This is a genomic window from Enterobacter sp. 302C9 (genome assembly GCF_034106085.1).
Taxonomy (GTDB): domain Bacteria; phylum Pseudomonadota; class Gammaproteobacteria; order Enterobacterales; family Enterobacteriaceae; genus Enterobacter; species Enterobacter asburiae_B.
Window position 1 is genome coordinate 1 of record NZ_JAWNBW010000008.1, and the last position, 12,875, is coordinate 12,875.

The window sequence follows — 12,875 nt, forward strand, 5'->3', positions numbered from 1 at the left end:
AGCGCGGTGGTCCCACCTGACCCCATGCCGAACTCAGAAGTGAAACGCCGTAGCGCCGATGGTAGTGTGGGGTCTCCCCATGTGAGAGTAGGGAACTGCCAGGCATCAAATAAGTGAAGAGGCCATCCGCAAGGATGGCCTTTTTGCGTTTTTATAGGCTGCACAAACTAATCCCCCAACGCCCTGCTTATACGGTAAACTACCTGCGTTTTTGCATCAGGATAGCGTCTATGAACCACTCCCTTAAGCCCTGGAATACCTTTGGCATTCAACGCAATGCTAAACAAATTGTACGTGCCGATACTGCACAGCAATTGCTGGATGCATGGCAAAGCGCAACTGAAAATAACGAACCCGTACTGATTCTGGGCGAAGGAAGTAATGTCCTGTTTCTCGATGATTTTGCGGGAACGGTGATCGTTAACCGCATCATGGGAATTGATGTGGAAGAGCGTGCCGACAGCTGGCACCTGCACGTGGGGGCCGGAGAAAACTGGCATCATCTGGTGCAATTCACCCTCGAAAAAGGGATGCCGGGCCTGGAAAACCTTGCGCTTATTCCAGGCTGCGCCGGATCGTCACCTATTCAAAACATCGGTGCCTACGGCATCGAACTGAAACATGTCTGTGAATATGTCGACTGCATCGAACTGGCAACCGGAACGGCAAAGCGTTTAACGGCGGAACAGTGCCGGTTTGGCTATCGTGACAGTATCTTCAAACATGAATATCAGGATCGCTACGTGATTGTTGCCGTGGGCCTGCGTCTGTCGAAGGACTGGCAGCCTGTGTTGACCTACGGGGATTTAACGCGTCTCGATCCGGCTACCGTAACCGCCCGCGACGTTTTTGATTCCGTTTGCCATATGCGGATGACCAAACTTCCCGATCCAAAAGTAAACGGAAACGCAGGAAGCTTCTTCAAAAACCCGGTTATCAGCAGCGAAAATGCAAAAGTCTTTCTTGAAGGATGGCCAGCCGCGCCACGTTATCCTCAGGCTGATGGCAGCGTGAAGCTTGCCGCAGGATGGCTTATCGATCAATGCCAGCTAAAAGGCACTTCAGTAGGCGGTGCTGCCGTTCACCAGCAGCAGGCTCTGGTGCTGATTAATCAACGCGATGCGACCAGCGACGATGTTGTACAGCTGGCTCATTATGTTCGTCAGCGTGTGGGCGAAAAATTTAACGTCTGGCTGGAGCCAGAAGTTCGCTTCATTGGCTGCACAGGCGAAGTTAATGCCGTGGAGGCTATCGCGTGAAGGACAATACCGTTCCCTTAACCCTGATTAGCATCCTTGCTGACGGTGAGTTTCATTCTGGCGAGCAGCTGGGTGAGCAGCTTGGCATGAGCCGTGCTGCTATCAATAAACATATCCAGACGCTTCGCGACTGGGGTGTTGATGTGTTCACGGTTCCCGGAAAAGGCTACAGCCTGCCGGAGCCGATTCAATTGCTGAATGAAGAAGCGATCCGCAGCCAGATCGGACACGGCAATGTTGCGGTGCTGCCGGTGATTGATTCGACGAACCAGTATCTTCTGGATCGTCTGCCTGAGCTGAAATCCGGCGATGCCTGCGTTGCTGAATATCAACAGGCCGGTCGCGGCCGTCGCGGTCGCAAATGGTTTTCGCCATTTGGCGCTAACCTCTATCTGTCCATGTACTGGCGACTCGAGCAGGGCCCGGCCGCTGCCATTGGTCTGAGTCTGGTCATCGGCATCGTCATGGCGGAAGTGCTGCACGATCTGGGGGCGGATAAAGTACGCGTTAAATGGCCTAATGACCTCTACCTCAACGATCGTAAACTTGCCGGCATTCTGGTCGAACTGACGGGAAAAACGGGCGATGCAGCGCAAATCGTCATCGGCGCAGGCCTCAACATGGTAATGCGCAATGTACAAAATGATGTGGTGAATCAGGCCTGGACTAACCTCCAGGAGGCGGGGATCGTCATCGATCGCAACACCCTTGCCGTGCGTATGATTAAAGAGTTGCGCAGTTCACTCACGCTTTTTGAGCAGGAAGGGCTGGCATCGTTCCTGTCTCGTTGGGAAAAGCTGGATAACTTCATCAACCGCCCGGTGAAATTGCTGATTGGTGATAAAGAGATCTACGGAACTTCGCGCGGTATTGACGCACAGGGCGCGCTGCTCCTGGAGCAGGATGGCGTGATCAAACCCTGGATGGGCGGTGAGATTTCACTGCGAAGTGCCGAATAACCGGATCGAGTTAATTATGCGAAAACCCGTGTGCGCAACGCTGGCCGTCATGATGAGTCTGCTGTTTTCGCCTCTCTCTCATGCGGATCGGGCCTGGGAGAGTTACAAGGCCCGCTTTTTCAAACCGGAAGGCCGTATTGTTGATACCGGCAATGGCGGCGTGTCGCATACGGAAGGTCAGGGTTTTGCCATGCTGATGGCGGTGGCCAACGACGATAAAGCCACGTTCGATAAGCTCTGGCAATGGACAGACAGTCGGCTAAAGAACAAAGAAAATGGTCTGTTTTACTGGCGCTATAACCCCGCAGAGTCCAACCCGGTCGCCGACAAAAACAACGCTGCAGATGGCGACGTGCTGATTGCCTGGGCGTTGCTGAAAGCCGACGCCCGCTGGCATGACAAGCGCTACAGCGCCGCATCGGATGCAATTACCAAAGCACTGATTGACCACAGCGTGATCCGCTATGCCGGTTACCGCGTGATGCTGCCCGGCGTCCAGGGGTTTAAGCTTGAGGGTGAAGTCGTCCTTAATCCTTCCTATTTCGTGTTTCCGGCCTGGCAAGCTTTCGCCAGACGCAGCCATTTGCCGGTCTGGCGCGATTTGATTAAGGACGGGAAACGCCTGCTGAGGAAAATGGGCTCGGGTAAAGCGAATCTGCCCACTGATTGGGTTTCACTGGCATCAGGTGGCAAGCTGGCTCCTGCCAAAGGCTGGCCGCCGCGAATGAGCTATGACGCGATTCGTGTTCCGCTGTACGTTGCCTGGTCTGATAAGCAAAGCCCACTGCTGACGCCGTGGAAGGCCTGGTTCGGTCAGTTCCCCCGGGAACAAACGCCCGCCTGGGTTAACGTCGCGACCAACGAATATGCGCCCTACATGATGGAAGGCGGCCTGCTGGCTGTACGTGATTTCACGATGGGGCAGTCTTCCGGTGAACCCGAAATCACCTCTAAAGACGACTACTATTCGGCAAGTCTGAAAATGCTGGTGTGGATCGCCCAGCAATAATGTCGACATTATCCCTCTCCCCGATGGGGAGAGGGAAGTCATACCTTGTTACTGCGGATACGGTACCCAATCCCCGCCGTTCAGGCGAACGTACGGTTTGTTCTGATACTGAATGACGACCGCGTTAGCGTTTTCTGAGACCTCTGCGGTTTGCGGCAGGTTGCTGGTGAGCTGATCCCAGTTCACGCTATCCTCCACAAACAGCTTCCCGTCAACGGCGCGGGCAACCAGCTCTGAGATCGCCAGATAGCTGGTTGGCTGTGTAATCTCAATCGGTGCGCCCTGATGCGGTGCCTTCATACCAAAGAATTTAATGCCGGCAGGCACGTTGGTGATGGACGGGCTTGGGATATCACGCAGACCCGACACCTGCATTCTGTCACCTTTCAGCGCACCACCGTGCTCAGGTACCACAACCACCATCACTTTACGGCCCGATTTTTCCAGCTCCGTGAAGAACGCGTCCAGCTCGTCAAAGAACTTCTGCGCACGCACTTTATAATCAGCCGTTTTGCTCACGCCCGGGAAATGGTTACCGTCGTGGAGCGGCAGGGTATTAAAGAACGTCGCGCTGCGTGGATTGCTGTCTTTTTCGATGGTCTGCAGCCAGCGCTGCAGGACGGCAGTATCGTCATAAACGGGCGAGCCGTCGAAGCCCAGCAGAGAGACAGGAAGACCGGTTTGATCCATCAGCGGTGCCTGCATGCCGCCCTGTTCGCGCACCTCTTTCAGGAAGTTACCGAACTGGCCGTTATGCCCCAGCATCAGGTGCTGCGTAAAGCCCAGCTTTGCGAGGTTATCGAACAGATAACACTGGTTGCCGGCGGGTTGATACAGGTTTTTATGCGATGTCTGACCACAGCTTGCACGCAGCAGGCGGATCGCCGCCGGGCCGCTGTACGAGGTGGCAGAGTTGAAATCTTTAAACTGAATATCGAAGTGTGACCACAGCGGATGAGACATCAAACCGGCGGCGTCCACGTCGGCCCAGGAGAGAGAACAGATGTTGATCACCAGCAGTTCAAACGGCTGAGCATCCGTCGGCAGCGCATCCGGGAATTTAGTCTGTCGCTTGTCTTCCGCGGTATAGAAACTGGAGAGCCAGGCGTTCAGATTGGTTGAGGTCGGCGGTGCGGTCTGGGTTGGGATATCGCCCACCACAGGCGTATCGCCTGCCGTTGTGACGGTTGCCGCCGCGCTTCCCCCTGTGGTGGTCACCGTGGTGGTCGGTTGACCGGCAGGCCACAGCGAAAAGTTCGGCCCAGCCAGCGTCAGCACGTTAAGCCAGATCATAATCGCGACGACAAACACCGTGACGCGGATCCACTGTGACAGGAACAGCCAGGCAACCAGCAGCACAAATACCGCGCCAATCATCTGCCAGTTAATAAAGCGCTCGGTCAGATCGAGGACATAGCTGGCGCTAAAGCCCGCCACCTGCGACCCCTGGCTCATAATGCTGTCCGGCCCCGGTAGCCAGGTATCATGCCAGAACAGCGCAAAGCCGACAGGTATAGCGACCCAGTGGCGCAAGCGATGTAGCCTGATATTCGGCAGCGGCATCAGCAGGAAGGCCATAAACACGAGGTTGATAAGGGGATGGAAATTCAGATAGCCTGCCCACAGCAGACCAAACTTCACCAGAAAGTAGAAGTTCCAGCCGGAAAGGCCGCGCCAGTATTGCCAGAGCGGCGAGGGTGACGAAGCGGTATAGGTAGAATTAGTCATGTTTTCGGTCTGCCTTGACGTGTGATGCCCGTGTCAGTGTTCCGGCTGGTTTTACATAGCGAGGTTTAATAAACAGCACTCTGGCCGTATCACGGATACGGCGGATGGAATGGCGCGCATAGTAGCCAAGCGGGAAAAAGATCAGCGCACAGAATATAACCAGTTGAATGATATCGCTGATGTTCATGATGATGCGTTCTCCGCGTTGTCTGTTAATAAGCGAAGGGGTTCCGGAACCCGACGCCAGACGTGTCCATCATGTCTGGCATTGAGGATCGGTTTGGCATCGCTCTTGATAGCGAGCGGCTTAACCCATTGTTCAGGCTGGAGCGCACGCATCTGCACCAGCTCCGCGCTAATCGTATTATCTTCGAACCAAATCATACGGTTCGAGAAAATATCCCCTGTAGGCAGAGGGAAGATGTGGTTAAGCGCCGTATCGAGATCGTTTACCCGGCAGAAGGACAAAAACAGCACCAGGCGATTGTCGCCAATGGTCATGATGTCCCCTGTACGGTTCGGGCGACATAAGGTGAGAGCCTGTTCAACGCGAATACCCGGTACAGGACGCAGAGCAACCATGACCCCTTTTCCGTCAGCAGGAAGAAGCGTGTTGTTCATCATGTTGCCCACGGCGTCGCAGAAGGTATCCCATTTTTGGTACCCACGCAGCTTCATCGGCTGCGTCATGGAGAGCAGCGTGGAAATATCTTCCGGTACATGGCGGCTAAACTGCTGGCCCTGAACGCTTTCGATAAGCGTCAGGCAGCGTGACAACGGCGCATTCCATGGAATAACCATATTGGCGCCGCAGCCCAGAAGCAGGCGCTCATCGGTGGCGCGCAGGCTGGTATTATTTTCGCGCACGATGATTTTCAACGCACTTCCGCGCTGGCGGCGTAAGGTGTGGATTTGTCGTGCCAGCGTCTCAATCTGGTTATTCTGCATCAGCGAGAAAATAAGGGTTGCCGCCTGGGTTGTGCGGGCTTCATGGAAAAGGGCTTCGTTAGAATCAAACAATGTCCAGTTTTCCGACAGGGCGGGTGCCCCCTCTAAAACCGCGATATGGCTCAGGATACGTTTTTCATCACTGCGCGGCTGCACCACGGTTTCTTCCTGCTGCGCCAGGTGCCACTCGCCCTCAATATGTTTCAGCGTAAGCTGTTGCCTGGCGCTCACGCCTTTTTCATTACACCAGAATGCAATATCGTAGAGATAGCTGCCTGCCTGGTCACGAATGCTTGCCAGACCGAACAGGGAGCGATATTCGCCCATTAAAAGTGAGAACAGCTTGTCATTATTACTGCCCGGATTGACTATCAATAGCGTGCAATTTTGAAATTTTGCCCATTTATTGATTTTTTCCAGCCACGGCAGCAGTTTTTCAGCGGGCATATTTTGCAGGACGTTATTTGCGCATTTCAGAATCACAAAATAGTGATCCGGATCAATAGAGCACTGAACGTCGCGGGACAAAAAGTATAGACTATCGGCTTCCGATGTCATGGAAAATAATCGCACCGTCTGGGGGCCGCGACCACTTTCAAGCGTAATAATTTTCTTCGGATCTTCGCCCATGCTAATGACGGCCACGCGGGAATCCTTATCCTGAGCAGCAATTGTCTGGTTTACCAGACTGATAGCATCTTCATTACGGTCCGTATTAATCCACCAGACTCCTCCGACTGGCATGTGGCTCAATTCGTCCCATAATGACTGGATGCCAATAGAAAATATGGAGTCCACGGTGTCCCTCTTTTCGTCTAATTTATCTGTATCTCAGTTTACTAGCGAAAGCGTAGAAATAAACCTAACATTGAAATTAAAGAACATCAGATTTAGCATGTAAATGAAATTTGTCAGGGCAGGAAGCCCCGCAACTTCTTTAGCGTGCGATTTTCCTTAAAGGGATGGAAAAAGAATGGATAATAACGAACCTGGAACCCCAGTCGACTCGACTCTGGGTTACACATTCCAAAACGATTTTCTGGCGCTGACGCAGGCCTTTTCTTTACCTGAAATAGATTACACCGATATTTCCCAGCGGGAACAGTTGGCCGCGGCTATTAAACGCTGGCCGTTATTAGCTGAATTCGCCCATCAACAATAAGGGAGCCATTGATGGCCATACTCGGATTACAGGGTGTCCGTGGCGGTGTGGGTACCACATCAGTTACCGCGGCGCTGGCGTGGTCATTACAGCTTTTAGGTGAATCGGTGCTGGTTATTGACGCCTGCGCCGATAATTTGTTGCGTATGTCGTTTAACGTCGACTTTTCTCGTGAAGAGGGCTGGGCCCGCGCGCTGCTTGATGATAAAGACTGGCAGGATGCGGGGATGCGCTATACCTCCCAGCTTGATCTGCTGCCGTTTGGGCAACTGACCACCACGGAACGCGAGAATGAAGCCGCGTATCAGCGCCTGTTTTCGCAGTTCACGCTGGCGCTGCAAACCCTGAAAGAAAAGGGGCACTACAAGTGGATCCTGCTGGATCTGCCGCACGGCGCCGGCACGCTCACTCGACAGCTTATCGCCCAGTGCGATCATATACTTTCCATCGTCAACGTCGATGCGAACTGCCATATCCGCCTGCATCAGCAGGGGCTGCCTCAGAACGCTCACCTTCTGATTAACGATTTGCGCATTGGCAGCCAGATCCAGGACGATCTGTATCAGGTCTGGCTGCAAAGCCAGCGCCGTCTGCTTCCCATTGTCATCCATCGTGATGAGGGGATGGCGGAATGCCTAGCGTCTAAGCAACCGCTCGGCGAATACCGCAGCGATTCACTGGCGGCAGAAGAGATCCTGACGCTGGCTAACTGGTGTCTGCTGAACTTCGCCAACAGGGCGGAGCATGCAGGGAGTTCTGTATGAGTCGTCTCGCCAGCTGGTTACTCATCCCACCGGTCAGTTCGCGTTTGAGCGAACATTACCGGCATTTCCGCCGGCACGGTGCTTCGGCATTTAGCGCCGCGCTCGGTTGTTTCTGGATGATTCTGGCCTGGATGTTTATTCCACTCGAACACCCGCGCTGGCAGCGCATACGTGCCCGGCACAGTGAGCTATATCCGCATATTAATCCCAACCGACCGCGTCCTTTGGATCCGGCGCGCTATCTCATTCAGGCCATCTGGCTGGTGGTCACGTCATCCCGCACAGAGAAAATAACGCCGCACTGGCGCAGCTTCTCCCGGGTTCAGCAGTTACGTGAGCGCTACCACCAGTGGCTGGATAAACTGCCCAACAGCGTAAGCGATAAGACCAGCCATCTGGATAACCATAAAGAGCTCGGGCATCTTCACCCGGGCCTGCGGCGTTTTATCCTCGGCGTGATCGTCGTGTTCTCGCTCATTCTGGCGCTGGTCTGTATTACGCAGCCTTTCAACCCTCTGGCGCAGTTCACCTTCCTGATCCTGCTGTGGGGCGTGGCGCTGCTGGTCCGCCGTATTCCGGGCCGCTTCTCGGCGCTGATGCTGATTGTGTTGTCGTTGACCGTCTCCTGTCGCTACATCTGGTGGCGTTATACCTCAACCCTGAACTGGGACGACCCGGTCAGCCTGGTGTGCGGCCTGGTGCTGCTGTTTGCTGAAACCTACGCCTGGATCGTACTGGTGTTGGGCTATTTCCAGGTTATTTGGCCGCTCAACCGCCAGCCGGTTCCGCTGCCAAAAGACACCGCGCAGTGGCCGTCTGTTGATCTCTTTGTACCGACCTACAACGAAGATCTGAGCGTGGTGAAAAACACCATTTATGCCGCGCTGGGCATCGACTGGCCGAAAGACAAGCTTAAGGTCTGGATCCTGGATGACGGCAACCGTCCGGCATTCCGCCAGTTCGCAGAGGAGGTTGGCGTCGAGTACATCGCTCGTCCGACTCACGAGCATGCGAAAGCCGGGAACATCAATAACGCGTTGAAGTATGCCACAGGTGAGTTTGTCTCGATCTTTGACTGCGACCACGTGCCAACGCGCTCGTTCCTGCAGATGACCATGGGCTGGTTCCTGAAGGAGAAAGAGCTGGCGATGATGCAGACGCCGCACCACTTCTTCTCGCCGGATCCGTTTGAACGTAACCTTGGCCGCTTCCGCAAAACCCCGAACGAAGGCACGCTGTTCTATGGCCTGGTGCAGGACGGGAACGACATGTGGGATGCCACCTTCTTCTGCGGCTCCTGTGCGGTTATCCGCCGTAAGCCGCTGGATGAAATTGGCGGTATCGCCGTCGAAACGGTCACTGAAGATGCGCACACCTCGCTGCGCCTGCACCGTCGTGGCTATACCTCGGCGTATATGCGTATTCCGCAGGCTGCCGGTCTGGCAACGGAGTCTCTTTCGGCGCACATTGGTCAGCGTATTCGCTGGGCACGCGGGATGGTGCAGATCTTCCGTCTCGATAACCCACTGATTGGTAAAGGGCTCAAGCTGGCGCAACGTCTCTGCTACGTCAACGCCATGTTCCACTTCTTATCCGGTATCCCGCGGCTGATCTTCCTGACCGCGCCGCTGGCGTTCCTGCTCCTTCACGCTTATATCATTTACGCCCCGGCGCTGATGATTGCGCTGTTTGTTCTGCCGCACATGATCCACGCGAGCCTGACGAACTCGAAGATACAGGGTAAATACCGCCATTCCTTCTGGAGCGAAATCTACGAAACGGTGCTGGCCTGGTATATCGCGCCGCCGACGATGGTGGCGCTGATTAACCCGCACAAAGGGAAATTTAACGTCACCGCCAAGGGCGGCCTGGTGGAAGAAGAGTATGTCGACTGGGTGATCTCCCGTCCGTATATCTTCCTGGTATTGCTGAATATCGTTGGCGTCATCGCCGGTATCTGGCGTTACTTCTACGGCCCGGAAAACGAAATCCTGACCGTCTTTGTGAGTATGGCCTGGGTCTTCTACAACCTGATTATCCTCGGCGGCGCGGTGGCGGTGTCGGTGGAGAGCAAGCAGGTTCGTCGCGCGCATCGCGTTGAAATCTGCATGCCTGCGGCGATCGCCCGTGAAGATGGCCACCTCTTCTCCTGTACCGTGCACGACTTCTCTGACGGTGGTCTGGGGATCAAAATCAACGGCCAGGCGAAGGTGCTGGAAGGCCAGAAAGTTAACCTGCTGCTTAAGCGCGGCCAGCAGGAGTATGTCTTCCCGACGCAGGTTGTGCGCGTGGCGGGCAATGAAGTCGGTTTGCAGCTGATGTCGTTGACCAAAAAGCAACATATCGATTTTGTGCAGTGTACGTTTGCCCGCGCGGACACGTGGGCTCTCTGGCAGGACAGCTTCCCGGAAGATAAACCTCTGGAAAGCCTGCTGGATATTCTGAAGCTGGGGTTCCGTGGCTATCGTCACCTTGCAGAATTCGCCCCGTCGTCGGTGAAATTAATTTTCCGGTCACTTACTTCGCTGGTTTCCTGGGTCGTGTCGTTCATTCCTCGTCGTCCTGAGCGGGATGAGGCGAAGCAGGCGGACCCGGTTATGGCTCAACAATGATGATAACGCGATGAAAACAAAACTTTCCTGGTTATGTGCAGTGGCAATGGGGATGAATGTCCTCCCCGCAACAATGGCTAACGCAGCTCCTGGTAACGCAGCGGCAACCCCTGCGCCAACGGTACCTGTCGTCGCGCAAGCAACCGATCCGGTTGTCACCGCGGCACCTGGTCAAACAGAAAATATCATGCCGAACCAGCCAACGGAGGGGAACACCCTGCCGGCAGACGGCCAGGTCATCGGTCAGGTGATGCCTGGCGTCCGGGGGGCGAATGCGCCCGTCGTTGCGGACAATGCGCCGTCGCGGGACGTGAAGCTGACCTTCGCGCAAATTGCACCGCCTCCGGGCAGTATGGTGCTGCGCGGCATCAACCCTAACGGCGGCATTGAGTTTGGCATGCGTAGCGATGAGGTCGTTTCTAATGCGGTGCTGAACCTGGAATACACGCCGTCGCCGTCTCTGCTGCCGACGCAGTCCCAGCTGAAGGTCTACCTGAATGATGAGCTGATGGACGTACTGCCGGTCACCAAAGAGCAGCTGGGCAAGAAAACCCAGGCGCAGGTGCCGATCAACCCGCTGTTCATCACCGACTTTAACCGTATCCGTCTGGAATTTGTCGGCCACTACCGCGATGTCTGCGAAAACCCGGCCAGCAACACGCTGTGGATGGACGTCGGGCGTAACTCCTCGCTGCAGATGACCTACCAGTCGCTGGCGCTGAAAAACGATCTCTCGGCATTCCCGGTTCCGTTCTTCGATCCGCGTGATAACCGTCCGCTCACGCTGCCGATGGTGTTTGCATCATCCCCGAACGTGACCGAGCAGCTGGCGGCCACCATTGTGGCGTCCTGGTTTGGTTCACGTGCTGGCTGGCGTGGACAGAGCTTCCCGGCGATGTATGACAAACTGCCGGACAGAAATGCCATTGTGTTTGCGACCAACGCGAAACGCCCGGCCTTCCTGCGCGATCATCCGGACGTCAAAGCGCCGACCGTTGAGATGATAAGTCACCCGGAAAACCCGTACGTGAAGCTGCTGGTGGTGTTTGGCCGTGATGATAAAGATCTGGTGCAGGCAGCAAAAGCGATTGCCCAGGGCAACGTCCTTTTCCGTGGCAACAGCGTTGTAGTGGATGAGGTCAAACCGCTGCTGGCGCGTAAACCTTATGATGCGCCAAACTGGGTGCGTACCGACCGTGCGGTGACATTTGGCGAACTGAAAACCTATGAAGAACAGCTGCAGGCGACGGGGCTTGAGCCAGCGCCGATTAGCCTGTCACTGAATCTGCCGCCGGATCTGTATCTGCTGCGTACCAACGGCATTGATATCAATCTGAACTACCGTTATACCGCGCCAGCGACCAAAGACAGCTCGCGCATGGATATCAGCCTGAACAACCAGTTCCTGCAATCGTTCAGCCTGCAAAGCACGCAGGATACTAACCGCCTGATGCTTCGCCTGCCGGTGTTGCAGGGGCTGCTGGACGGTAAAACGGATGTCTCCATTCCGGCACTGAAGCTGGGCGCGATAAACCAGCTGCGCTTTGACTTCCAGTACATGAACCCGACGCCTGGCGGTTCGGCGGAAAACTGCATCACCTTCCAGCCCGTACAGAACCACGTCGTGATTGGCGATGAGTCGACCATCGACTTCTCGAAGTACTATCACTTCCTGGCGATGCCGGATCTGCGCGCCTTTGCTAACGCGGGCTTCCCGTTCAGCCGCATGGCCGATCTCTCTGAGTCCATCGTTGTGATGCCAAAAGCGCCAAGCGAAGGGCAGGTCACGACCCTGCTGGATACCATGGCGACCGTTGGGGGACAGACGGGATTACCGGCGATTAACGTCACGTTGACGGACGATGGCAGCCAGATCCAGAACAAAGATGCTGACATCATGGTGATCGGCACTATTCCGGATAAGCTGAAGGATGACAAACGTATCGATCTGCTGGTGAAAGCGGCCCAGTCCTGGGTTAACACGCCGCTGCGCCAGACCGAGTTCCCGAGCATTATGCCGGATGTGAACGACCGTCAGGCCAGCGCGCAGACGACCGTAACGTCTCAGGGGGCAATGGCCGCGGTGGTGGGCTTCCAGTCACCTTACAACGAACAGCGTAGCGTGGTGGCTCTCCTGGCGGACAGCCCGCGCGGGTATGAACTGCTCAATACGGCCATGAACGACAGCGGTAAACGTGCCGCGATGTTTGGATCCGTGTCGGTGATCCGTGAGTCCGGCGTCAATAGCCTGCGCGTGGGCGACGTGTATTACGTAGGCCATCTGCCGTGGTTCGAACGCCTGTGGTATGCGCTGGCTAACCATCCGGTTCTGCTCGCCATCCTGGCGGCGGTCAGCGTGGTCTTGCTGGCATGGGTGCTGTGGCGTCTGCTGCGTATCATCAGCCGTCGTCGCCTGAACCCGGATGAGTAAGAT

10 protein-coding genes and 1 rRNA gene are annotated in these 12,875 nt (G+C 55.4%); 8 read left to right on the plus strand and 3 right to left on the minus strand.

Translation table 11 applies throughout. The features are described 5' to 3' along the window. From rrf to UR289_RS15305, 4 genes are all read left to right on the plus strand, one after another. Positions 1-104, plus strand: a 5S ribosomal RNA gene (gene rrf, locus UR289_RS15290); the annotation flags it as partial. A gap of 126 nt (positions 105-230) precedes the next feature. Beyond that, entirely contained in the window at positions 231-1,259 is a 1,029-nt protein-coding gene (gene murB / locus UR289_RS15295; RefSeq protein ID WP_064673664.1) for a UDP-N-acetylmuramate dehydrogenase, read from the plus strand. Beyond that, on the plus strand, positions 1,256-2,218 hold the full coding sequence (gene birA, locus UR289_RS15300) for a bifunctional biotin--[acetyl-CoA-carboxylase] ligase/biotin operon repressor BirA (RefSeq protein ID WP_033146880.1): 963 nt from the start codon (positions 1,256-1,258) through the stop codon (positions 2,216-2,218). The genes murB and birA overlap by 4 nt, the downstream gene beginning before the upstream one ends. Positions 2,219-2,234: 16 nt before the next feature. Next, on the plus strand, positions 2,235-3,227 hold the full coding sequence (locus UR289_RS15305; protein WP_320710791.1) for a glycosyl hydrolase family 8: 993 nt from the start codon (positions 2,235-2,237) through the stop codon (positions 3,225-3,227). A gap of 48 nt (positions 3,228-3,275) precedes the next feature. Here UR289_RS15305 and bcsG read toward each other — a convergent pair whose 3' ends face one another. Genes bcsG through bcsE form a run of 3 tightly spaced genes read right to left on the minus strand, consistent with a single transcriptional unit; the run spans position 3,276 to position 6,701 of the window. After that, complete coding sequence (gene bcsG / locus UR289_RS15310; protein ID WP_320710793.1) at positions 3,276-4,955, minus strand: cellulose biosynthesis protein BcsG; 1,680 nt, start codon at positions 4,953-4,955, stop codon at positions 3,276-3,278. Further along, positions 4,948-5,145, minus strand: coding sequence for a cellulose biosynthesis protein BcsF (bcsF, locus tag UR289_RS15315; protein ID WP_024908822.1), 198 nt, complete (start codon positions 5,143-5,145; stop codon positions 4,948-4,950). The genes bcsG and bcsF overlap by 8 nt, the downstream gene beginning before the upstream one ends. Beyond that, positions 5,139-6,701 (minus strand): cellulose biosynthesis c-di-GMP-binding protein BcsE, encoded by a 1,563-nt coding sequence (bcsE, locus tag UR289_RS15320; RefSeq protein ID WP_033146877.1) that lies wholly within the window; start codon positions 6,699-6,701, stop codon positions 5,139-5,141. Before bcsE ends, bcsF begins: the two co-directional genes overlap by 7 nt. A 175-nt stretch (positions 6,702-6,876) precedes the next feature. On the opposite strand from bcsE, the gene bcsR reads away from it, so the two are divergent. The 4 genes from bcsR to bcsB are packed head-to-tail and all read left to right on the plus strand — an operon-like array spanning position 6,877 to position 12,872. Next, on the plus strand, positions 6,877-7,065 hold the full coding sequence (gene bcsR, locus UR289_RS15325) for a cellulose biosynthesis protein BcsR (RefSeq protein ID WP_008503237.1): 189 nt from the start codon (positions 6,877-6,879) through the stop codon (positions 7,063-7,065). 11 nt (positions 7,066-7,076) lie between these two features. Beyond that, the gene (gene bcsQ / locus UR289_RS15330) at positions 7,077-7,829 is read left to right on the plus strand and encodes a cellulose biosynthesis protein BcsQ (protein WP_023333774.1); all 753 of its coding nucleotides are present in this window, start codon (positions 7,077-7,079) and stop codon (positions 7,827-7,829) included. Then, entirely contained in the window at positions 7,826-10,441 is a 2,616-nt protein-coding gene (gene bcsA, locus UR289_RS15335) for a UDP-forming cellulose synthase catalytic subunit (RefSeq protein ID WP_320710796.1), read from the plus strand. Before bcsQ ends, bcsA begins: the two co-directional genes overlap by 4 nt. Before the next feature lie 10 nt (positions 10,442-10,451). After that, on the plus strand, positions 10,452-12,872 hold the full coding sequence (bcsB, locus tag UR289_RS15340) for a cellulose biosynthesis cyclic di-GMP-binding regulatory protein BcsB (RefSeq protein ID WP_320710797.1): 2,421 nt from the start codon (positions 10,452-10,454) through the stop codon (positions 12,870-12,872). The last annotated feature ends 3 nt before the right edge of the window (positions 12,873-12,875 follow it).